This is a genomic window from Paramicrobacterium salitolerans (assembly GCF_051513965.1).
In the GTDB taxonomy this organism is placed as follows: domain Bacteria; phylum Actinomycetota; class Actinomycetes; order Actinomycetales; family Microbacteriaceae; genus Paramicrobacterium.
Map to the genome: position 1 here is coordinate 2,582,935 of NZ_CP195847.1, position 21,647 is coordinate 2,604,581.

Consider the following 21,647-nt stretch of genomic DNA (forward strand, 5'->3'; position numbering starts at 1 on the left):
GTACACCTGGAATGTGCGACCCGTGAGTACGTGGGGGCGCGGGCGTGGGGGCGCGGGCGTCGGTGCGGGGACATCGGCGCGCGAGCATGGTCGTGGGCGCGTAGCCGTGGGCATGGCGGCGGTGCGGGCGCGTGGGTGTGTGAGCGTCGGCGCGGGCGTGCTGGACGCCGGTGCGTGGGGTGCGGGCGCGCGGGTGCCCGCACGGGTCGTCACCGCGGCGTCAGGTCGAACCGGCGGAGCAGCTGCGCGTTGAGCGCCACAACGACCGTGGATGCCGACATGAGCAGCGCTCCGACGGCGACCGGCAGCACGAACCCGATCGGCGCGAGCACGCCCGCGGCGAGCGGAACCGAGATGAGGTTGTAACCCGCGGCCCACCAGAGGTTCTGCGTCATCTTGCGATACGTCGCACGCGACAGGTCGACGACCGACAGCACCGCACGCGGATCGTCACTGGCGAGGATCACCCCGGCCGAGCCGATCGCCACGTCGGTGCCGGCGCCGATCGCAATGCCGACGTCGGACTGCGCGAGCGCCGGGGCATCGTTCACACCGTCGCCGACCATCGCGACGCGGCGCCCGCCTCCCTGCAGCTCAGTGATGTGCCGCGCTTTGTCCTCGGGGCGAACGCCCGCGTGGACCTCGTCGATGTCGAGTCGGCGGGCGACGGCATCCGCAACGGCCTGCGAGTCGCCGGTCATCATGACGACACGGATGCCGCGCCGGTGCAGCGCTTCGACGGCCTGCTGCGACTCCTCGCGGACTTCATCCGCGAGACCGATCGCGCCGACGATCTCGCCGTCCCGCGTGACGTGCAGCACGGTCGCGCCGTCGCTCTCCCAGGGGTCGGCGTCGCGGAGCGGATCCGCTCCGACATCGCGCAGCAGCGCCGGGCCGCCGACGCGGATCTCATGCCCATCGATCGTGGCGGTGACGCCGACCGCGGCCTCGGCCGTGAAGTCGCGGGCCTCCGCGAGGGTCAGCTCGCGCTCCTCCGCAGCACGCACGATGGCGCGGGCGAGCGGGTGCTCGCTGTCACGCTCCGCCGCTGCGGCGAGCGCGAGAACGTCATTCTCGGCGGCATCCGTGTCATTCTGACCTGCCGCAGCGACTCCGACGACGATCGGCTCTCCGCGGGTCAGGGTTCCGGTCTTGTCGAAGACGACCGTGTCGACGATGCGCATGGTCTCGAGAGCGAGGCGGTCGCGCACCAGCACGCCGCCGCGTGCCGCGCGCTCCGTCGCGATCGAGACGACGAGCGGAATCGCGAGGCCCAGCGCATGGGGGCAGGCGATCACGAGAACAGTGACGGTTCGGATGACCGCGTCATCGGGGCGTCCGATGAGTGTCCACACGAGCGCCGTGACGATCGCGGCGCCGAGTGCGAACCAGAAGAGCAGCGCGGCAGCCTTGTCTGCGAGGCGCTGGGCACGAGAGCTCGAGCTCTGCGCCTCAGAGACGAGAGTGCGGATGCCGGCGAGAGCCGTGTCATCGCCGATCGCGGTCACGCGGATGCGCAGCGCCGTGTCGGTCGCGACGGTTCCGGCGACGACGCGGTCGCCCGGACCTCGTGTGACGGGCGTGGACTCCCCGGTGATCATCGACTCATCAACCGCGGCTGTGCCCTGCTCGACCTCGCCATCCGCGGGGACGCGACCGCCGGGCCGGACGATCACAAGGTCGTCCACGGCGAGATCCTCCGGAGAGACGGTCTCGACGTCGTCGCCGACGACGCGCTCCGCCTCATCGGGCATCATCGCCGCGAGGGAGTCGAGTGCTGAGGTCGTCTGAGCGAGAGAGCGCATCTCGATCCAGTGACCGAGAAGCATGATCATGATCAGCAGCGCGAGCTCCCACCAGAAGTCGAGCTGGTGGTCGAAGATGCCGAGGCTCGAGCCCAGCGATGCGACGAAGCCCACCGTGATCGCCATGGCGATGAGCAGCATCATGCCGGGCTGCTTCGCCTTGAGCTCCGACCAGCCTCCGGTCAGGAACGGCTTGCCACCCCAGATGAAGATGACGGTGCCGAGAACCGGTGAGATCCAGTCCACACCCGGAAACTCCGGTCGCGCGTACCCGAGGATGCTCGCGAACATCACACTGAAGAACGCAGTTGGAAGTGAGAGGACGAGCATGACCCAGAACAGACGGCGGAACTGCGCGACGTGCGACGCGTGGTCGTGCCCCCCGTGTCCCCCGTGTCCACTATGGCCGCCGTGTCCGCTGTGGCCCTCGTGTCCCGCATGCGCATCGTGTCCCGCATGCGCGTCATGGCCCGCATGAGCGTCGTGCCCGGCGTGCTGACTGTGGTCGACCTCATGACTCGCATCATGCTCGTGCCCCGCGTGAGCGCGGTGCGCATCGGTCGCTGTGCCGTGCCGGCCCTCCATCTCCGAGTGCCGTGAAGGGCTGTTCTGAGCGTCGCGTGTGTGATCCATAAGTCCTCCTGTTTTCGACTATACCCCCTAGGGGTATAAACGCAAGAGCGACGGCCGCATTCCCCCACCCCTTGCTTTCCGCACAAAAACCGCGTAGACCGAGCCTTGAGGAGTGATCACCATGATTGACAACGACGACACTCGTGATTATGAGAATTCCCCGGGGCCACACGGCGACCCCGGTGCGAATTCATGGGCGAGACCGGATGCCGCGTCACGCGCAGACCATCTGTCACCCAGCGGAGACCCGGGCAGCGATTCGTCCGACCGCAGGGCGCACTACGCCGAGGGAGAGAATCCGGAGTCGCACGGCGACCCCGGCGGTGGATCCCGCGCGCGTCCCGACAAGCACGCCATGGACGACAATCCGTTCGGAGGCGGCGACCCGGGTGCAGACTCGTGGAGCAGGGAGGGCTGAGACGATCGGAAACGGGCAGGTGACGTTCTCGACCAGGGTCGCGACGCATACCGGGAGGGGGTATACTCGTCGTCGGGAGGCATCATGCAACACGGTTACGTCGACGACAAAGAGGCTCTGCTGAAGCGCTTGAAGCGCGCAGAGGGTCAGGTTCGCGGCATCCACAAAATGGTCGAGAACGACACCTACTGCATCGACGTGCTCACGCAGGTGTCTGCGGCGACCAAGGCTCTTGAGACCGTCGCGCTTCAACTGCTCGACGACCACCTCAGCCACTGCGTCGCCCAGGCCACGCAGGAGGGCGGCCCGGTCGCCGACGAGAAGCTCAAAGAGGCGTCCGCGGCCATCGCGCGCCTCGTCCGCTGACACGACATGCAAAGGAACAACATGGCTTTCACTGATCTCGGACTCTCTGACAAGAACGCCGGCGGATGCTGCTCGGGCGGCGCATGCATGTGCGGCGACGACCACGGCTCCGGCGCGCACGCCACCGCGACCGCGGAGGGCACCGTCTCGACGACCTTCGGCGTCACCGGAATGTCGTGCGGCCACTGCGTCAACGCGGTGACGGAGGAGCTCTCGGCACTCGGAACCGTCACGGGTGTGAACGTCGACCTGCGCCCGGGTGAGGAGTCGAAGGTCACTGTGACGAGCGAGGACCCGCTCGAGACGGCATCCGTTCGCGCTGCGATCGAAGACGCCGGCTACACGCTCGCGTAGGCACAGGTCCAACGTCGCCCCGGCTCAGAGGGGCCGGGGCGACATCATCTCTGCGCCACGGCTGTCGCAGGCATCCCGAATCGCGATATTCTGTCGCAACGACAGCGCTTGAGATTCACGGAGGTAGCCGTGGCGACGTCCCGATGGCAGTACCGCTCGCAGCTTGTGAGCGCTCTGACGCACATCATGAGCACGTGGACGAGCGCGGACTTCATCTCCGCGGTCGCGCAGGATGGCGGCGTCGAGCTGGACCGCCCCTCGATCGTCGCCATCACCACCCTCGGCATGTATGGGCCGCAGCGCCCGTCGGCCCTCGCGAATGCCCTCGTCACAGGCGCCTCCAATGTGTCGAAGATCGTCGCCCGCCTCGAGCGGGCCGGGCTCGTGCGCCGCGACACGGATCCCGCGGATGCGCGAGCGAGCCTCGTGCACCTCACCCATGCCGGTAACGAGGTCGCGGCCTCCCTCACCCGCGCGGGCGACGAACTCGCAGACACGCTGCTGCGCTCGTGGAGCGCGCACGACCGCGCGGAGTTCGAACGACTGCTGGTCGCCTTCGACCGGGCGAGCACGGAGTACGCCGCCCAGATGCTGCAGCAGCGGGACACTGAGCGGAGCTGAGCGACTCAGCGTGTGGTCGCCTCGGCGCGTGAGGCGCGGGCATCCTCGATCTCGATGTCGGAGACCACGCACGCGAACCCGCGATGCGACCGCGTGGTGAAGACCATGATCACCGTCGTGACAAACAGCGCGAAGGTGAGGAGGCCTGCCGGCCAGGCATCCCACCGGAGCAGAAGCGTGTAACCGCCGATGCCGAAGAGAAAGCGCAGCGGACGCGAGAGACTCGCCGGCAGGCGGCGGTGGCGAGCGCGGATCAGGACGATGCGCTCCCCCACCGTGACGCCACCTACGAGAACGGAGACGAGCTGGATGCCGAGCGGAAGCGCGATCGCGACGATCTGGAACACGGTCATGGGGATCGCGAGTTCCGGGCGACCGTCGAACAGCGCGATCGCGAGCTGCGCTGCTGTGACGAGCCAGCCGACGAGAGCGATGAACGCGACGTCGCAGAGCATGCCGAGCGCACGACGCCACACGGTGATGGGGCGGGGCGACGCGGCATCCACGGTCTGGCCTCGCCGCCAGAGCAGCATTCCGACGAGGGACCCAAGGAAAGCGCCTGACGTGTTGGCGATGAGATCGTCGACGTCGAACACACGGTACGAGCAGGAGTAGAGCCCCCAGATGCCCGTGAGCTGGGTAACCTCGATGAGCGCGGAGACCGCGAACCCGACGAGCGTCGCCACGACGATGCCGCGATCGCCGAGCCGCCGGAGGAACCAGCCGAGCGGCATGAAGAGCACGACGTTGAGCACCACCTGTGCCGCAGCCGGATTGTGCAGAAGCGCGCCGACGCTGCCCGCGCCGAGATCGGCGATGTCGCGCACGAACATGAACGGCACCGTCTGCATCGGAACGCACTGCACGTCGTAGCTCTCGGGGAACGGCACGAGCGTGTACGTCCAGAGCGCCATCGCGTAGATGACCGCCCCCAACCACAGCATCGAGCGCCAGAACGACATCTCGCCACGGCGGCGATAGCTGAGCGCGACGAACGGAACGAAGGCGACGATGGCGATGCCGAAGCCGACGACGACGGCGATCAGTGCGGGCACGATGGGGTCGTTCACAGCATCCGATCGTAATCGAGGACTCCTGAGGGAGTGCGGTCAGAGGGCGATGACGCGATCAGCGCGGTGGGCTGCCGCCTGCACACATCGCGCGTTCGGCTCGTCGACGCGATCGACCCATTCGCGAGCGGCATCCTGTGACTTGCCGAACCGGATGTGACGCGCTGTGAGGCGCTCACGCCGAAGCGCGTCGTCTTCGCTCACGAACCACACCTCATCGAGCACCTCGCGCAAGCTCTCCCACCCATCGAGCAGAAGATAGTTGCCCTCGGTGACGACGATGTCGACGCTCGGCTCCACCGCGATAGCGCCGGCGATCGGCTGCTCGATGTCGCGCTCGAACGCCGGAGCGTAGACCGTGTGATCGGGGCGCTCGGCGAGAACCCGAAGAAGCCGAGCGTAGCCGTGCAGGTCGAAGGTCTCGGGCGCCCCCTTGCGGTCACGGATGCCGAGGGCATCGAGCGCCTGATCGGCGAGGTGGAAGCCGTCCATCGGGACGTTCGCGGCGCGGCATCCGAGCTCTCCCACGAGTGCGCCGGCGACCGTCGTCTTGCCTGCTCCGGGGGCACCGCAGATGCCGAGCATCACCCGGCGAGCGCGGGGACGAATGCCGCTGACCGCCGCCGCCAAGTGCCTGAGATCGTCTGCCACACGTCGAGTCTGCCATGCCGTGTTGACGGGGTGAGGCGCACGTGCGAACGTTGGCTCGACCGTGGTCTCGGCGGTCAGTCGATCAGAGGAGTCCTCGTGAGATCTGTGCTCGTCACCGGAGCCTCCGGCGGAATCGGCGCGGCTGTCGCTCATCGCTTCGCTGCGGCAGGCGACCGTGTCGCAGTGCACTTCGTCAGCAATCGCGCAGGTGCCGAGAGCACGCTGCGGGCCCTGCCCGCTGAGGGCCATGCACTCGTGTCGGGAGATCTCGGCGACCCGGAGGGAGCGAGACAGATCGTGGATGCCGCAGCTGCGGAGCTCGGCACGATCGATGTGCTCGTCTGCAACGCCGGCGTCGCGCCCTCGGAGGAGAACAGGCACGTCATCGGCGACGTGTCGTATGAGGAATGGACGTCGACGTTCCGGCGGATGGTCGACGTGAACCTGCTCGGCTCTGCGAACCTCGCGTGGGCGGTCGCGTCGCGCCTCATCGAGCGCGGGGCTCCGGGCGCGATCGTGAACATCGGCTCGCGCGGCGCCTTTCGGGGCGAGCCCGAGCACCCGGCATACGCGGCGAGCAAGGCGGGGCTGCACGCACTCGGGCAGTCGCTCGCCGTCGCCCTCGCCCCGCACGGCATCACGGTGACCTCTGTCGCACCCGGTTTCGTCGCGACCCCGCGCCAGGAGCCGAAGCTCGACGGCCCCGCGGGCGACGCCCTTCGCGCCCAGAGCCCGTTCGGGCGCGTCGGCACCGCGGAGGAGGTCGCGGCCGCCGTGTTCTGGCTCGCCTCCCCCGAGGCCGCGTGGTGTTCGGGCAGCATCCTGGACGCCAACGGCGCTTCGCACCTGCGCAGTTGACGTGCGGCCCGCACATGTGAGGCGAGGAGCGTCGCCGATGCGGCATCCCGTCGACAACTCGGCCGGGCAGGTGAGAGTCTGGAGCAGTCGAGAGGAGCGCCATGGCACGGCGAGTGCAGTTTTCGGAGTTCGGCGGGCCCGAGGTCTTCGAGGTGGTCGAGCAGGAGATTCCCAAGGTCGGTGAGGGTCAGGTGCGTGTGCGCGTTCTCGCGGCCGGACTCAACCCCGTCGACTGGAAGATCGCCGGAGATGCACAGAACGCCAGCCGCTTCGGCGTGACGCTGCCCTCCGGCAACGGCAACGACTTCGCCGGGTACGTCGATCGCGTGGGTGACGGCGTGACCGAGTGGACAGCGGGCGACCTCGTGTACGGCGGTGCTCGCATGTTCGCGCAGGCCGACTACGTGCTGGTCGATGCCGACACGTTGAACTCCGTGCCGGACGGCATGTCGATCGAACTCGCGGCCTGCCTCGACATCGCGGGGCGCACGGCGACCGCCCTCGTCCGCATGATGAGCGTCGCCGATGGAGACACGGTTCTCGTGAGTGCGGCCGCGGGTGGGGTGGGTCTGCTCGTCGCTCAGCTCTGCCGCCTGCGCGGCGCGACCGTGATCGGCACCGCGAGCGAGGGCAACCACGACTTTCTGAGAGAGCTCGGCGTGACGCCCGTCACGTATGGCGACGGGCTCATCGACCGAATCAGGGATGCCGCGCCACAGGGCGTCGACGTCGTGCTCGACCACGCGGGCCGCGAGACGCTCGACGTCGCAGAGCAGCTCGGCGTCCCCGCGGACCGCATCAACACGATCGCGGCGAAGCCCTACGGCGCTGAGCGCGGCTTCGGCACATATGGGCGGGCGGAGAGCCTCACCAGCGAACTGCGTATGTTGGCAGAGCGCATCGCGGAAGGAGCCATCGTTCTTCCGATCACGCGTTATCCCATCGAGCGCGTTCGCGACGCATACGAGGAGCTGCTGACGGGGCACGTCCGCGGCAAGGTCGTGCTGACCCTCTGAGCGCGTGCAGTGCGCCGACCCGGGAGCTGTCGCGTGACGTGCCTCATGCGCGTCGGGTAGGAGAGGGAGCATTCAGAAGGACGAAATTCGCGAAAGCATCCTTCTGAGTGCCTCATCTCCTACCTGGTGAACGGTTGCCCGCCGTCGGCTGATGCGCTGTCCCGAGGGCGAACGCGGCCTCGAAGCCGTCGAAGATCGCGGCATCGATGGTCCGTGGGGAGCGCGCATCCCCTACGACCGTGGCTGGCAGCCGGTCGACCGTGAACGGCACCTGCTCGCGCGGAGTCGCCAGCACGATGCTGCGCGCGGGGACCTCACGCTGGGCTCCACTCGCGACATTGCGGAGCGTCGCTGTGGCAGCATCCTGGTCGAACCCCACGAGGGTCTCTGACACGTCGATCGTGAACTCACCTGGGGGCAGTGCGCCCGGCGTGCCCGGCGTGCGAAACAGTCTCCGATGCAGATGGTCGCGGTCCTGACTGCCGCGGATCGCGGGGAAGGCGGTGTCAAAGCGCGTGACCAGGCGCACATCGTGTGCGGCGGCGACCGCGAGCGCGACTCCCGCCGAGTACGGGGTGCCGTCGTGGTCGACGATGAGCACCGGCGACTCCAGCCTCCCCGGATCACCGACCGCCCGCCACGCGGAGTGGGCGCCCGGCAGCGCGGCGAGCTCTGTGAGCGCTGCTGACGCGGCATCCGTTCTCGACATCGCACTCGTGCCGTGCGCCGGACGCGACCCCGTCGCGACGATGACCCGATCGAACGAGCTGAGCTGCTCGGCGGCGACAGGCGTGCTGAGGTGAATGTCGACGTCGGCGGTGTCGCGGGTGAGGTCGTCGATGAGCAGTTGGATGCTGTCACGCCCCGGCACCCGCGTGGCGAGGTTCAGCTGCCCGCCGAGTCGGTCGGATGCCTCGAAGAGCGTCACCGCGTGGCCGTTGCGGTGGAGCTCGGCCGCCGCCTTGAGGCCGGCGGGTCCTCCGCCCACGACGGCCACACGCTCGGCACGCTTCGCACGCGGAGGCACCCCGCGATTCCGCTCGCGCCCCACGGTCGGGTTGACCGTGCAGCCCATCGGCAGGCCGGCACCGGTGCGGGCGAGGCATCCCTGATTGAGACGGATGCAGTGCGTGATCGCGCCGCCGTCTCGGAGCTTGGTGGCCAGGTCGGGGTCGGCGATCTGCGCCCGGGTCAGCGCGACCATGTCGGCGATGCCGTCGTCGATGACCGACCGGGCGTCGTCGACCGTCGCGGCTCCGACACCGAAGACCGGAATGTCGGGGTGGCGCCGTTTGACCGCCGCCACGTCGTCACGGAGCCACCGCGCGGGCATCGCCGACGACGGAAAGACGTAGTGCACCTGGTGGTACTCGCCGCCCGCGAGATTGATGTAGTCGATGCGCACGTGTTCCCGCAGGTGGTCGATGATCGCCAGGCAGTCGTCCTGACCGAGGCCGGCCTCGGTGAACTCGTTTGCGACGATGCGGATGCCGACAGCGACGTCGTCTCCGGCACGCTCACGCACCGCGGCGAGCACCTCGAGCGGAAAGCGGGCACGGTTCTCGAGCGAACCGCCGTATGCGTCGGTGCGGCTGTTGTACAGCGGCGAGAGAAACTGGTGCAGAAGGTAGCCGTGCGCCATGTGCACCTCGACCCCGTCGAAGCCGCCGCGGAGCGCGTTCTCGGCGGCGAGCGCCCAGCCGCCGACGAACTCGGCGATGTCGGCATCGGTGGCCGCGACCGTCGCGGAGCCTGACGGCGACAGCATCCTGCTCGCGCTGAAAACCGGGCGTGGCCCGTCGGGTCCGTCGGGCGATGCCTGTGCGCCGTGGTGGTTCAGCTGCGCGAAGATTCTGGCGCCGCGTTCGTGAACGGCATCCGTCATTCTTCTGTCGGCGTCGACGATGTCGGTTCGCCACCCGTCGACGAAGCCGCGGATAGCGCTGGAGGGATGCACGAACCGGTTGCCCGCGATGAACAGCGCCGTTCCGCCTTCGGCACGGCGAGCGAAGTAGTCGATCTCCTGCTGCGATTCGTGGCCGCCGACCGCGTACAGCTTGGAGTGCGCGGCCTGCATCAGCCGGTTCCGAACGATGATCGGCCCGATGCGCAAAGGGGCGAAGAGGGGATCGGCTGCTTCTCCCACGACCGTGTCGGTGCTCATGTCGATACTCTATGGGGAACTCTGCGGCCCCACAGGGAACTCCGCAGCCGCTGATGCGCTGATAGCGACTCGGCATTTCAGACGGAGAAAGACACGTCCACAGGATGCTTCTCGCGTGAGAGCCCTGTGGACGTGCTTTCTATTCAGGTGCGTGCCGAAAGGCGCTGCGTCAGCTCCTGAGCCAGACGGTGGTCTCTCCGGGCAGAGTGTCGCCAACCGGCCCGCTGGAGATCAGAACGCGTCCGGCGGGAAGCTCGACGGGTCCCGTGCTGAAGTTCGTCACGACCTCCCAGCCGTTCGGGCGGCGGAAGTGCAGCACGTTCTCCGGGCTGTCGACCCACTCGAGCGACTCCGCAGCCTGCAGCTCCTCACGCAATGCGAGGGCCCGACGGTAGAGGTTCAGCGTCGAATCCGGATCGGAATCCTCCGCTTCAACGGAGCGGTCGCCGAACCACGACGGCTGCGGCAGGTGCGCGCCACCGGAACCGAAGCCGAACGACTCGCCGTCCCGCGTCCAAGGCAGGGGCACACGGCATCCATCACGCCCCGGGTCAACACCCGGGTTGCGGAAGTACGCCGGGTCCTGGTGCTCGTCGGCCGGAATGTCCGCGACCTCGCCGAGTCCCAGCTCCTCCCCCTGATACAGGTAGGCCGAGCCGGGCAGGCCGAGCATGAACAGGGATGCCGCGCGAGCGCGACGCAGCCCCGTCTCGACGTCGAGAGGCAGCGTTCCTCCCGAGAGCAGCCACTCGCGCCCCTGCTTGACCTTGCGTCCGTTCAGAGGTGCGAGGCCGTAGCGGGTGGCATGCCGAACGACATCGTGGTTGGAGAACACCCACGTGGTCGACGACCCGGCGATCTTCGCCTCGTCGAGGTTCGTGCTGACGATCTCACGGAACTGCTCCGGGTCGAAGTCGGCCTCGAGCAGATCGAAGTTGAACGCCTGACCGAGTTCGTTGGGACTCGCGTAGCGTGCACGACGCTCAGCCGACGCCACCCAGGCCTCCGCGACGGCGATGCGCGGCGGGTCATACTCGTTGAGCACCTGGCGCCACTCGGTGTAGATCTCGTGCACCTCGTTGCGGTCCCAGATGGGGTGGTTGCCGTCGGTGGTGGAAATCTCGTCGAGCTCGGCCTGCGTGGGGAGCACGTCGTCGAGCTTCTTCGCGCAGCCGTGGGCGACGTCGACGCGGAACCCGTCGACTCCGCGATCGCACCAGAAGCGCAGCGTCGTGAGGAAGTCGTCGCGGACCTCGCGGTTGTCCCAGTTGAAGTCGGGCTGCTCGGACGCGAAGAGGTGCAGGTACCACTGACCATCGGCGACCTGCGTCCAGGCGGGGCCGCCGAACATCGAGGTCCAGTCGGAGGGCGGCAGCTCGCCGTTCTCGCCGAGCCCGTCGCGGAAGATGTATCGATCGCGTTCCGGAGAGCCTTTGCCCGCGGCGAGCGCCTGCTGGAACCACACGTGGCGGTTCGAGCTGTGGTTCGGGACGATGTCGACGATCAGCTTGATATCGGCGGCGTGCAGGGCGGCGACCATCTCGTCGAAGTCGTCGAGCGTTCCGATCTTCGGGTCGACGTCGCGGTAGTCGTCGACGTCGTATCCGCCGTCAGCGAGCGCGGAGGGGTAGAACGGGCTGAGCCAGACAGCGTCCACTCCCAGCCCCTTCAGGTAGGGCACCCGACTGATGATGCCCTGCAGATCGCCGATGCCGTCGCCGTTGGCGTCGGCGAAGCTGCGCGGGTAGATCTGATAGACCGCGGCCTGACGCCACCACGTGGCTGCGTCTGCCTCAGCGGTGTGGTCGGCGGCTTCGCTGTCGATCACTGTGGTCATTGGTTCTTCTGCCTTTCGTGCGTTTTCGGTATGTATGCGGGAAACGTGCCGAATATCGCTGTCATTCAGCCTTTCACAGCTCCTTGAGTGACCCCTTCCATCACCCAGCGCTGCGCGAACAGGTACGCGACGATTGCCGGAGCCATCGCCATCAGGTACGAGGCGAACGCCACGTTGTAGTTGTTGCTGAACTGGGTCTGGAAGAGGTTCTGCCTGACAGGGAGGGTCTGGAGCGCGGGGTCGGAGATGATGAGCGACGGCATCATGAAGTCGTTCCAGGCATAGAGGAATGCGAAGATGCCGACGGTCGCGCTCATCGGCGCCAGCAGCGGGAAGATGAGTCGCCAGAATGTCTGCCAGGTGGATGCTCCGTCGATGCGTGCGCTCTCCTCGAGCTCCATCGGGATGGAGCGCAGGAATGCCGTGAACAGGAGCACGCTGAAGCTGAGCTGGAACATCGTGGCCAGCAGGATGACGCCCAGTGGGTTGTCGAGCCCTAGTCGGCCGGTGAGCTGGATCTGCGGAAGTGCGACGACCGGGAACGGGATGAACATCGCGCCGAGCAGGTAGAAGAACGACCACCGGAACAGACGTCGGTCCCAGTTGCGCATGATCGCGTAGGACGCGAACGAGGCCAGGATGATCGTCGCCGCGACGGTTCCCGCTGTGACGATCACCGACATCGCGAAGCCGACGGGGAACTTCGTCAGCTGCCACGCATCGATGAAGCTTTGGATCGTGATGGGCGCAGGCAGCGAGAAGGCATTGCCGTCGACGGCCTGGTCGGTCGTCTTGAACGCCATCGTCACGGTCGCGTAGAGCGGAAGCAGCACTGTGACGGCACAGAGCAGGAGAATGATCGTGCCCGACCAATTCACACGTTCCATGGCGAAGCGCGAACGCTTCGCGGTTCCATCGACGGTGAGCAGATGTGTGCTGTTGGGAGTTGCGGTTCGCGTGGACATCAGAGTGCGTTCCTTCCGCGTGTGACTGAGAGCTGCAGGAGAGCGACGAGGATCGCGACGATGAAGAAGATCGTGGCGTTGGCCATCTGGTACGCGTAGTCCCCTCCGTTGAAGCCGGCGATGATGGTCATCGCGACGCTGCGCGTCGACGTTCCCGGCCCGCCGTTCGTGAGTCCGACGATGATGTCGTAGGCGTTCAGGAAGTTCTTGAAGCCGAGGATCACATTGATCACGACGTATCCGGCGACGAGAGGCAGCGTGATGCGCATCAGCTGCTGCGTCTTCGACGCGCCGTCGATGTCGGCGGCCTCGTACACGTCCCCGGGGATCGCCAGGAGCCCGGCGATGTAGATCAGCAGGGTTCCCGGAACCGCCTGCCACGCCGTCACGATCACGATCGCGATCCACGCGAGATCCGGGTTCGCCAGCAGACTGGTCGACAGGAAGGGGATGCCGAGCGCAGCACCCACGTCAGGAAGCGAGTTCGAGAATAGGAAGTTGAAGACGTAGGCGATGATGATGCCCGAGACGACCATGGGAATCACGAAGATCGCCCGAAGCCCGGTCTTCATCCGGATTCGCGAGGTCAACCCCACGGCGAGGAGAAAAGCGATCACGTTGACCACGATGACCGTGGCGATCGAGAAGCCGAACGTGAACAGGTAGCTCTCGAGGATCGCCGGGTCGCTGAAGGCCGCGATGTAGTTGATGAAGCCGATGAACTGCCAGTCCCCGATGCCGATGGAGTCGGTGAAGCTGAAGAAGATTCCGATGATCCCGGGGATCGTGATCGCGAGGGTGAACAGAATCAAGCTCGGGAGCAGGAACAGATAGTAGATCGGCTCGACGCGGCGCTTCGACCGCGGCGCCGACTGACCGCCACGAGTGACGATGCGTGCGGTTGTACTCATTTCGCGGACTCCTCTGTCTCGCTGTCACGGGCCGGCTGACGGAACGCGAGGCGCGCCCAGTCGGCGTCGAGCGTGCGCAGCACTCTCTCCGGATCGGCTCCGAGCATGATCGACTGCGCATAGCCGAACACGGGGATCGTCTTCGGGATCAGCACGGACGGGCCCTGATAGATCTTGCTGTCGTTGTAATACGGGATCATCCCGGCGATGCGCGAGTCACTGGGGTCCGGCGCATCGGTGGTCGGGGTGAAGCCCAGCTGGGACTCGTTGTACTGCTCGATGACCTCTGGCTGATACAGGTACTCAAGGAAGTCTCGCGCGGCTTCCTTGTGCGTCGACCCCTCCGGAATCATCGCGGCCAGGTCGACATTGACGCGCACGCGCAGGTCATCGGGATCGTCCGTCATCGGCAGAGGGAAGGTCCCGAGGTCGAGGTCGGGATCGGTCTTCGCGATCTCGCTGAACGCCCACGGACCCTGCAGGTACATCGCCGCCTCGCCCTTGGCGAAGGCGAGATTGCCGTCGCCGTACGCGCGGCTCGCGGCATCCTTGTTGGCGTATTTGCTGCCGAGCTCGCTGATCTTGTCGAGCGGCTCGGCGAAGTCCTTGGCGAAGGAGACGTCGGAGTCCGGGCCGACGTCCGCGCCTTCCTTCTCCAGTTGCTCGAAGAAGTCGATGACGTCGAGGCTGCCGCCGATCGCGTAGTCGAACCAGCCCTGACCGACGGTCCAGTCGTCTTTGAACGTGGCGTAGAACGGTGTGACGCCGGCATCCTTCAGCTTCTCGCACACGTCGAGAAGCTCGCTCCACGTCGTGGGGACCTCGAGATCGTGCTCACCGAAGATCTTCTTGTTGTAGATGACGGATGCCGCCATGATCGAGTACGGCAGCGCGCTCGTCCGCCCCTCGCAGTGACCGTACTGATCCATGTAGGGCTGCAGGTCGTCACGGATGCTGCTCGCAGCCTCGGTTCCGTCCAGGTCACTCAACGCGCACCGCTCGACGAACCGCGAGACCTCCATGTTGTAGTTCGCGAGCATGAGGTCCGGCGGGTTGCCCCGGACGAAGCTGGCCGAGACCACGTCGACGCCCGAGGTATCCAGTTCGACGTTCACGTCGTCCTGCGAGGCGTTGTACTTCGCGACCAGGTCCGTCATGAACGAGATCGCCTCGCGCTTGCTGAAGGTGAAGCGGATCGTCTCCGCCCCGTCGGCGCTGCAGCTTGTCAGCAGGCTCCCGGCGACCGCAAGGCCGAGAGCGGCCGCAAGCGCTCGCATCGCGCGCTTCATTCTCAGTGACACCATTGTCCTTTCGTCGAGCATTAGATTTAGATACTAAATGTAAGTGCACAATTTATCTACCCCCACCCGGTCGGTGCGGGCAGAAGACTTAATTCATCGCTACGATCAAGTGGAAGCAGAGTCCGAGGGAGTGCAGAGATGACGCGAGAGCAGCCAGTGTCGCCTCGCGGTCCCCAGAATGCGGGCGCCGTTCTGCGCTACGCGTGGGATGCTCCTGCCTTCACCGCGAGCGACGCGATGAGCGCGACGGGCCTGACCCGCTCAACGGTCATCGCGCTCTGCGATCTGCTCGTGGAGTCCGGGTGGCTGCGCGAGCTCGAGAACGCACGTGCCGCGGGCGAGTATCGCAAGGGGCGTCCGGCGCGACGGTATGCACTGCGCGCGGACGCCGGAGTCGTCATCGGGCTGGATGCCGGTCAGCACCACCTGACCGCGATCGTCAGCGATCTCAGTGCCGGCGAGCTGTCGCGGGCGCAGGCCGCTGTGGACCCTGATTCTGACGATGCACGAGCACGCCTCGCAACCGCGGACGATCTCGTCGATGAGGCCCTCCGCGAGGCCGACGTTCCGGCCGGACACGTCCTGTGCGTCGTCGTCGGGGTTCCGGCGCCGACAGACGCGGACGGTCACTCCCCCGAAGGGCAGAACAGCTTCTGGCGCCGCATGAATCCGGGGTACGCCGAGCACTTCGCGGCGCGCGGCTGGCCAACGGTCGTCGAGAACGACGCGAACCTCGCCGCAGTCGCCGAGGGGGTTCGTGGCCAAGGTGTGGGGGCGGGCTCTTACGTGACGCTTCTGTCTGGGGAACGGTTCGGCGCCGGCTACGTCGTCGACGGACGCCTCGTCCGCGGCGTGCGAGGGGGTGCAGGCGAGATGCGACTGCTCTCTCTCGTGGAGGGGGTCGGAACCCCTGACGGAATCGGTGCGCTCGCTCGTGACTGGCTCCACGACTCACTCCGCCGCGGCGACGTGCCAGACTCGAGCGCACTCGCTCATCTTCCCGAGGCCGAGCAGGATGCCCGCGCCGTGTTCCAGGCCGCGGATGCGGGAGATAGCTTTGCGCTCTCGATCATCGATCGCATTGCCGACCGGCTTGCCCGCATCTGCGCCGTTCTCGCGGGGCTCCTTGATGTGGAGAGAATCATCGTCGCGGGTGCGGTCGCGACGGCGATCGGCCCGCTCCTGGAGCGCACGGCGCCTCGCCTGGCCGAGCTCACGCACCCTCCCGCTCCCGAGCTCAGAGCCTCGACGCTGAGCGACAGCGTCGTGAGCGTGGGCGCGATCACGCATGCTCTTGAGTACACGCGAGACAACGCACTCACGATGACCGTGCCGGCACAGGATGCCCTGTCTGCTGCGCCGTAGGCACCCCCCCCTGTTCCCTGAGGATGTTCGAGGCTAGCCTGGCGTCATGGTGGAACGAATTTCAGCAGAACGGTTCGCAGCGGAGTCGGGTGTCGAGGACTGGCATGCAGACGATGACCATGCACGTGCGCGGTTCAACACCGGTTCGTTTGCGAAGGGTGTCGAGTTCGTCGTGGAGATCGGGAAGCTCGCCGAGGAGGCGAACCATCATCCCGACGTCGACCTTCGATACCCCAACGTGACGGTGACGCTGTCGACTCATGACGTCTCGGGGCTGTCACAGCGCGACATCGATCTGGCAACGCAGATCTCGGTCGCGGCACGCAACCTCGAGATTCCTACCGAGTAGGCGGACGAACTCAGACGACTCCCGTACGAGGAGCCGTCAGAGAATGCTGCGCGGCGTCGACCATCGTGATGAATGCGCTCAATTGAGCCACCTCGTCTGGGGTGCTCGGCAGATACTCCGTGAGCGCCGGTGAGTACACGAGGTGGGCCGCCCATTGCGCCCGGGAGATCGAGACGTTCAGTCGGTTCTTCATGAGCAGGAAGCCCATACCTCGGGGCACCTCGACCGGGTCGGATGCCGCGAGGCTGATGATCGAAATCACGGCCTCCTGCCCCTGGAACTTGTCGACCGTGCCAACTCTCACGTCGGCAAAGCCTGCGGTATCGAGCGCCTCACGAATCTCGGCGACCTGCGCGTTGTAGGGGGAGACGACGATGATGTCTCTCTCCGTGAGCGGGTCGGAAGCTCGTTCCTCGCTCGGGTCCGTCCACAGAAGCCCGAGGTGATCGCGCACGATATCGACGACGTGACTGGCCTCCTCAGCGGAGGATGTCGCGTTGCCGACGTGCTCGACCGGATGAACGTGCAGGCCGGGCGAGACATGCTCAAGACGTCGATCACCCGCGCACTCATGGGACCGCAGAGCACCTTCGTATGAGAGCGCTGAGACGACCTCGGTGACTTCATCGCGCATGCGACGGCTCTCGGCGAGGAAGTAACCGAGGTCGTCGGGAAGCACGTCGTGTCCGGCACTCACCCACCCCAGCGCCGATTCGTCGACGGGCTCCGGGTGCGTGCCCTGGCTCACCTGCGGCAGCTGCTGAGGGTCGCCGAGAAGAACGAGGTTGCGCGCGGCGACGCTCGCGGCGATGGTCGAACCGAGTGAGTACTGGCCCGCTTCGTCGACGACGAGAAGGTCGAGCGAGCGTTTGCCGAATCGTGCGGGGTTGCTGAAGTCCCAGGCGGTTCCGCCGATGACGTACCCCGTCGCGTCGTGGTCGAGATCGAATGTCAGGTACTGCTTCTTATCAAGCGGCGTGAATGCGTGATTGTCGGCGTCGTCGCCCGCTTTGAGCGCCTTTCCGACGAGCTCCGCATCGAGCCCGGCACTCGTCACAACTCGATCGAGTACGTTCTCGACGACGGCGTGCGACTGCGAGACGACCCCGATCTTCCACTTGTGCCTGCGAACGAGCTCGGCGATGAGGTGAGAGGCCAGATACGTCTTGCCGGTTCCGGGAGGGCCCTGCACCGCGAGATACGACTCGTCAAGATCGAGGACCGCGTTTGTAACGTCGCGGAGGTTGTCACCCGTGCGCGGCAGAGTGCCGCTGTGTGTGCGCGGCGGGACACGACGGAGCAGATCGAGCACGGGCTCGGCCGGCAGCGCCACGGCGATATCCGCGGGGTCGGAGTCGGGAGTCACCCCTGCCTCGTCGAGAGCATCGACGATGTTCTGCCCCCACCAGGCGATCGCGTCGACCTGGGTTCCGGGGCGTGGCGGGCTCTCGGGTGTGAGCGCGACGGGCATGACGCTGTAGGGATCGACGTCGCGCGCGAGGGTCTCCTCGAGCAGTATCCGCCCGTCATCGAGCACCTCGAGAATCGTGACCTGTCGAGCCACGCGAGCGCCGGGGTCGCTGCGCGCGTCAGACCATGGCGCCGGCTGCTCATACAGCGCGAAAGGCTTCGCGCCGGGCTTGACGGTGCTGCCCGGCGCCCATGAGCCGCGCACGATGAGGTGCCTCCGGTCGCTGCGCTGCCGGCCCTCGCGGTACCAGTCGGCGTCGAGAACGGCCCGATCGATCACGAAGCAGTCACGGGTGTCGGCCCAATCGTCGATCGGGTCGACGAGCCGCGAGAAGTGCGCCCACCAGAAGCTCTTCTGCTCACGGCGGTGGTAGTCGATGGCGGCCGCGGAGATGGCGAGGGCGGCCTGATCAGCGGTTCGCTCAGGATCGAGCGGGTCTCCGGCGTATCGGATGAGCGCGTCATGCAGCGGCGATGGTTCGATGTCGACCTCGTCGCGGTCCGCGGCACCGAGCGGCGTCACACCGGCCTCGCGTGCGAAGCCGAGCAGCCAGTCACGCAGCCGCATGGTGGAGACGCAGTCGTACTCGTTGTAGTCGGCGATGGACTCGAGCATGCGCTGCGCTTCAGCCGCGGCATCCGTGTCACCTGCCTCGCCCGCCGCGCGGAGCTCGCTCAGCTCGGCATACTCCGTGATCGAGTCGCCCGCCGTCGTGACATAGCCCTCGCGCTGCTCGTCGCCCATGTAGAGCGGCTCAAGCTTCTTGATGGAGTACGACCGCGAGCCGACGCGGATGCTGTGCTTCACGATCGGATACAGATCGACGAGCACGTGAGCGCGCAGCAGCTCGTCTACTGCCGCTTCGCCGACGCCGTGACGGGCGGCAATCGAGAGGAGGTGGGTCCGCTCGTATGAGGCGTAGTGGTAGATGTGCATGTTCGGATGCTTCGACCGACGGTCGCGGACGTACTCGAGGAAGTCGAGCAGCGCCTGGCGCTCCTCGCCGAAGCTGTGTGCCCAGAACGCACGGAACGTTCCGTCCGGTTCGATCAGGCCGAACAGGTAGTCGAGACCCCACTCGGTCGTTCCGTCGGCCCGTTGCTCACCGTAGAGCGGGTCGCCCTCGAAGTCGAAGAAGATGTCGCCCTCGTCGGGCTCGGGAATCGCGGCAAGCGCTTCGGGAGCGAAGACGCGAACGGCGGGCATCGCGGCCTCGTCACCCGGACGGTGCGCGGACTCAAGCTGGAGCCGAGCCTGCTCGCGAAGCCCGGTGAAGGTGGAGTCCGTCATATCGGGAACCGGGCCGGATGCCTCCGCGAGCGCGTCGATCGTCTCGATTCCCGCGTCGCGCAGCCGCCCGCGCTGTCGCACGCTGAGACCGGCCACGAGCAGAACGTCGCGGTGCTCGTGAACCGCGGCTTCGCAGAGATCGCAGCGGCCGCACGCCGCATACGTCGGCGCACCCCAAGCGAGGGGCTCCGCCTCAGCGAGCCGCTCGTCGATGATGCGCTGCAGGCGAGCGACGCGACGACGGTAGACGGGCGCGATGTCGCGCAGCCTGTGCTCACTGTGGCTGCCGTCGCCGAGGATCAGCCGTGCGACAGGGCTGACGCGGATGCCGAGCTCGGCCATCTTCTCGCCGTACGCCGCGAGCTGAAGGAGCGCAGTGATCTTCGGCGAGCGCGCGAGCTTTGTGTCTTGCACTTCGTAGCTGCCATCAGGCATCCGCACGATGAAGTCAGCGAACCCCACGAACGAGCCATCCCAGAACGTCGCTTGGAAGATGACGTCTGCGCCGGATTCGAAGGCGCGGATCGTCGCCTCTGCGGCATCCTGCAAGAGCTCAGCCGACATCGACGCCGGCCGCTCGATCTCGATGACGCCCGCCCCGTACTGCTCGCGGTAGTGCTGCAGCACGCGCTCTTCATGCTCGTCCCCGAGGGCCGACGAGCGCTTATTCATGGCGTCGCGCTCGTCGACGATGGGAGGGATGCGGCCGAGCTTGGCGTCGAGGCCGCGGAGGAATGCCCACTCGCATCGAGAAGCCTGCGTCAGGTCACTGGCGCTGGTGACGATGTGAGGCGCGGCGGATGCCTTCGCGGTGTCGTGCAGAAAGAACATAGGCTCCCCTCGGATGGTGCCCTCTCACACTATTGCGAGGGTCAGACATCGCGACTGCGCCCGCCCCACTCTGTTGACGAGCGCAGTCTCGATTCAGCGGGCCTGCGCCCTGCGGACGAGGACCGACCAGACTCCGCCCGCGATGACGGCAACGACGGCGAGCACGAGCATCCACTGCCACCACTCGGCGCTCAGCAGCGAGAGCAGCCACTCACCGAACGGGTCGTTCAGCGACGCGATCATGACGACAATGAGGCCGAGCAGCACGAGCACGGCGAAGAAGATCCAGAGGGCGAAGGCGCCCCAGCGATTCACCATCGTCGAGAGCGCGGCGCCCACGAAGATCGCCGCGGTGATCAGGATGAACGTCTGCACGAGCGTCTGCCATGCGGGACCCGTCCCCGTGTACACGACGTTGAAGAAGCGGATATGGAGCCCCCACCCGCGTGTCGCGACCTCGATCAGCTTGCCGATCGTGACGAAGACCGCGAAGCCGAGAGCGGTGCCGAGGAAGACGAGGGTCGTGCCGCGCGTGAACTCGTTGCGTGTGAGGCCGAGCCCTGTCGCAAGCGGGAAGTACTGCGTCATGGCGCCCACGCCGAGCCCCATGAGGGGCCCGAGCAGGGCGAAGATCGCGCCGTTCCACTGCATCCCCTGATACATGTCGACGAGGTCCTGCCCGCCCGTGACGATATTCGCGATGATGCCGATCGCGAGTACGACGGTGAATGAGAATCCGGCGATCATGAGCGGTTGCCCGATGACGGTGAATCTGTTGGCCGTGTGGAGCTTCACCACTGATGTGATTCGCATGGGAGCGCCTTTCAGACGGTGACCGAGGAACGCTCGGCCTTCGTGGTCAGATGGACGATGAGGTTCTGCAGCGAAACGGGCGTCACGGCGAGACCGGCGTCGTCGGCTCGCGCCTCGTCGCCGCCCTCCGCGACGATCGTCGCGGAGACGAGACCACCCAGCTGCTCGCGCGCCAGCACCTCGTGGTCGGAGACGAATGCATTGACAGCATCCGCCCGACCCGCGACCTGCATCGCGCTGCCGCGCAGATCATCTGTGTCGGAGTCAAGCATGACTCGGCCCTCATCGATGACGATGACGTGCTCGAGAAGGTTCGCCGCCTCATCGATGTGGTGCGTCGACAGCACGACGGTGCGCGGGTGCTCCGCGAAGTCCTCGAGCAGACGATCATAGAAGATCTGCCGCGCGACGGCATCCAAGCCCAGATACGGCTCGTCGAAGAACGTCAGCGGGGCCCGCGACGCGAGGCCGATGACGATTCCCACGGCGCTGAGCTGCCCGCGCGAGAGCTTCTTCATATTGCGTGAGATCGGCAGGCGGAAGTCCGCGACGAGACGC

The 21,647-nt window shown here is 66.7% G+C and carries 20 protein-coding genes; 9 read left to right on the forward strand and 11 right to left on the reverse strand.

All coding sequences use genetic code 11. The annotated features are described in order from the left end of the window. Positions 1-209: 209 nt before the first annotated feature. Positions 210-2,135: a heavy metal translocating P-type ATPase gene (locus tag ACSAGD_RS12465; protein ID WP_437583084.1), complete on the reverse strand. Its 1,926-nt coding sequence runs from the start codon at positions 2,133-2,135 to the stop codon at positions 210-212. A gap of 81 nt (positions 2,136-2,216) precedes the next feature. Between ACSAGD_RS12465 and ACSAGD_RS12470 the strand changes: the two genes are divergently transcribed. From ACSAGD_RS12470 to ACSAGD_RS12490, 5 genes are all read left to right on the forward strand, one after another. Then, positions 2,217-2,405, forward strand: coding sequence for a hypothetical protein (locus ACSAGD_RS12470; RefSeq protein WP_437583085.1), 189 nt, complete (start codon positions 2,217-2,219; stop codon positions 2,403-2,405). Between the two features lie 154 nt (positions 2,406-2,559). Beyond that, a complete protein-coding gene (locus ACSAGD_RS12475; protein WP_437583086.1) occupies positions 2,560-2,856 on the forward strand; it encodes a hypothetical protein in 297 nt (98 codons plus the stop codon). 84 nt (positions 2,857-2,940) lie between these two features. Next, complete coding sequence (locus ACSAGD_RS12480) at positions 2,941-3,222, forward strand: metal-sensitive transcriptional regulator (protein WP_437583087.1); 282 nt, start codon at positions 2,941-2,943, stop codon at positions 3,220-3,222. A gap of 21 nt (positions 3,223-3,243) precedes the next feature. Next, a complete protein-coding gene (locus ACSAGD_RS12485; RefSeq protein ID WP_437583088.1) occupies positions 3,244-3,576 on the forward strand; it encodes a heavy-metal-associated domain-containing protein in 333 nt (110 codons plus the stop codon). A gap of 129 nt (positions 3,577-3,705) precedes the next feature. Further along, the gene (locus tag ACSAGD_RS12490) at positions 3,706-4,197 is read left to right on the forward strand and encodes a MarR family winged helix-turn-helix transcriptional regulator (protein ID WP_437583089.1); all 492 of its coding nucleotides are present in this window, start codon (positions 3,706-3,708) and stop codon (positions 4,195-4,197) included. Positions 4,198-4,202: 5 nt separating this feature from the next. On the opposite strand, the gene ACSAGD_RS12495 is transcribed toward ACSAGD_RS12490, so the two are convergent. Together ACSAGD_RS12495 and ACSAGD_RS12500 are read right to left on the reverse strand one after the other, a co-directional pair. Continuing rightward, positions 4,203-5,267 carry a VanZ family protein gene (locus tag ACSAGD_RS12495; protein ID WP_437583090.1) on the reverse strand — a complete coding sequence of 355 codons (1,065 nt, stop codon included), beginning with the start codon at positions 5,265-5,267 and terminating at the stop codon, positions 4,203-4,205. Between the two features lie 39 nt (positions 5,268-5,306). Then, the gene (locus tag ACSAGD_RS12500; RefSeq protein ID WP_437583091.1) at positions 5,307-5,918 is read right to left on the reverse strand and encodes a nucleoside/nucleotide kinase family protein; all 612 of its coding nucleotides are present in this window, start codon (positions 5,916-5,918) and stop codon (positions 5,307-5,309) included. Between the two features lie 96 nt (positions 5,919-6,014). Between ACSAGD_RS12500 and ACSAGD_RS12505 the strand changes: the two genes are divergently transcribed. Beyond that, positions 6,015-6,776, forward strand: coding sequence for an SDR family NAD(P)-dependent oxidoreductase (locus ACSAGD_RS12505; protein ID WP_437583092.1), 762 nt, complete (start codon positions 6,015-6,017; stop codon positions 6,774-6,776). A 101-nt stretch (positions 6,777-6,877) separates the two neighbouring features. Then, entirely contained in the window at positions 6,878-7,792 is a 915-nt protein-coding gene (locus ACSAGD_RS12510) for an NADP-dependent oxidoreductase (RefSeq protein ID WP_437583093.1), read from the forward strand. Positions 7,793-7,904: 112 nt separating this feature from the next. Here the strand turns inward: ACSAGD_RS12510 and ACSAGD_RS12515 are convergent, their stop codons facing one another. The 5 genes from ACSAGD_RS12515 to ACSAGD_RS12535 all read right to left on the reverse strand — a co-directional run bounded on the left by ACSAGD_RS12515 (position 7,905) and on the right by ACSAGD_RS12535 (position 14,970). Beyond that, the gene (locus tag ACSAGD_RS12515) at positions 7,905-9,956 is read right to left on the reverse strand and encodes an FAD-dependent oxidoreductase (RefSeq protein ID WP_437583094.1); all 2,052 of its coding nucleotides are present in this window, start codon (positions 9,954-9,956) and stop codon (positions 7,905-7,907) included. 169 nt (positions 9,957-10,125) lie between these two features. Continuing rightward, positions 10,126-11,793 carry a glycoside hydrolase family 13 protein gene (locus ACSAGD_RS12520; RefSeq protein WP_437583096.1) on the reverse strand — a complete coding sequence of 556 codons (1,668 nt, stop codon included), beginning with the start codon at positions 11,791-11,793 and terminating at the stop codon, positions 10,126-10,128. A gap of 65 nt (positions 11,794-11,858) precedes the next feature. After that, complete coding sequence (locus ACSAGD_RS12525) at positions 11,859-12,758, reverse strand: carbohydrate ABC transporter permease (RefSeq protein ID WP_437583097.1); 900 nt, start codon at positions 12,756-12,758, stop codon at positions 11,859-11,861. Further along, complete coding sequence (locus ACSAGD_RS12530) at positions 12,758-13,669, reverse strand: carbohydrate ABC transporter permease (protein WP_437583098.1); 912 nt, start codon at positions 13,667-13,669, stop codon at positions 12,758-12,760. Before ACSAGD_RS12530 ends, ACSAGD_RS12525 begins: the two co-directional genes overlap by 1 nt. Then, entirely contained in the window at positions 13,666-14,970 is a 1,305-nt protein-coding gene (locus ACSAGD_RS12535; RefSeq protein WP_437585169.1) for an ABC transporter substrate-binding protein, read from the reverse strand. The genes ACSAGD_RS12530 and ACSAGD_RS12535 overlap by 4 nt, the downstream gene beginning before the upstream one ends. Positions 14,971-15,108: 138 nt before the next feature. Here ACSAGD_RS12535 and ACSAGD_RS12540 point away from each other — a divergent pair, with 138 nt between their 5' ends. After that, a complete protein-coding gene (locus tag ACSAGD_RS12540; RefSeq protein ID WP_437583099.1) occupies positions 15,109-16,335 on the forward strand; it encodes an ROK family protein in 1,227 nt (408 codons plus the stop codon). A 46-nt stretch (positions 16,336-16,381) separates the two neighbouring features. Further along, positions 16,382-16,684, forward strand: a complete 303-nt coding sequence (locus ACSAGD_RS12545) for a 4a-hydroxytetrahydrobiopterin dehydratase (RefSeq protein ID WP_437583100.1) — start codon at positions 16,382-16,384, stop codon at positions 16,682-16,684. 10 nt (positions 16,685-16,694) lie between these two features. On the opposite strand, the gene ACSAGD_RS12550 is transcribed toward ACSAGD_RS12545, so the two are convergent. The 3 genes from ACSAGD_RS12550 to ACSAGD_RS12560 all read right to left on the reverse strand — a co-directional run bounded on the left by ACSAGD_RS12550 (position 16,695) and on the right by ACSAGD_RS12560 (position 21,607). Next, positions 16,695-20,276, reverse strand: coding sequence for a TM0106 family RecB-like putative nuclease (locus ACSAGD_RS12550; protein ID WP_437583101.1), 3,582 nt, complete (start codon positions 20,274-20,276; stop codon positions 16,695-16,697). 93 nt (positions 20,277-20,369) lie between these two features. Beyond that, entirely contained in the window at positions 20,370-21,089 is a 720-nt protein-coding gene (locus ACSAGD_RS12555; protein WP_437583102.1) for a hypothetical protein, read from the reverse strand. A gap of 11 nt (positions 21,090-21,100) precedes the next feature. Then, positions 21,101-21,607 carry an AAA family ATPase gene (locus ACSAGD_RS12560; protein WP_437583103.1) on the reverse strand — a complete coding sequence of 169 codons (507 nt, stop codon included), beginning with the start codon at positions 21,605-21,607 and terminating at the stop codon, positions 21,101-21,103. Positions 21,608-21,647: the final 40 nt, after the last annotated feature.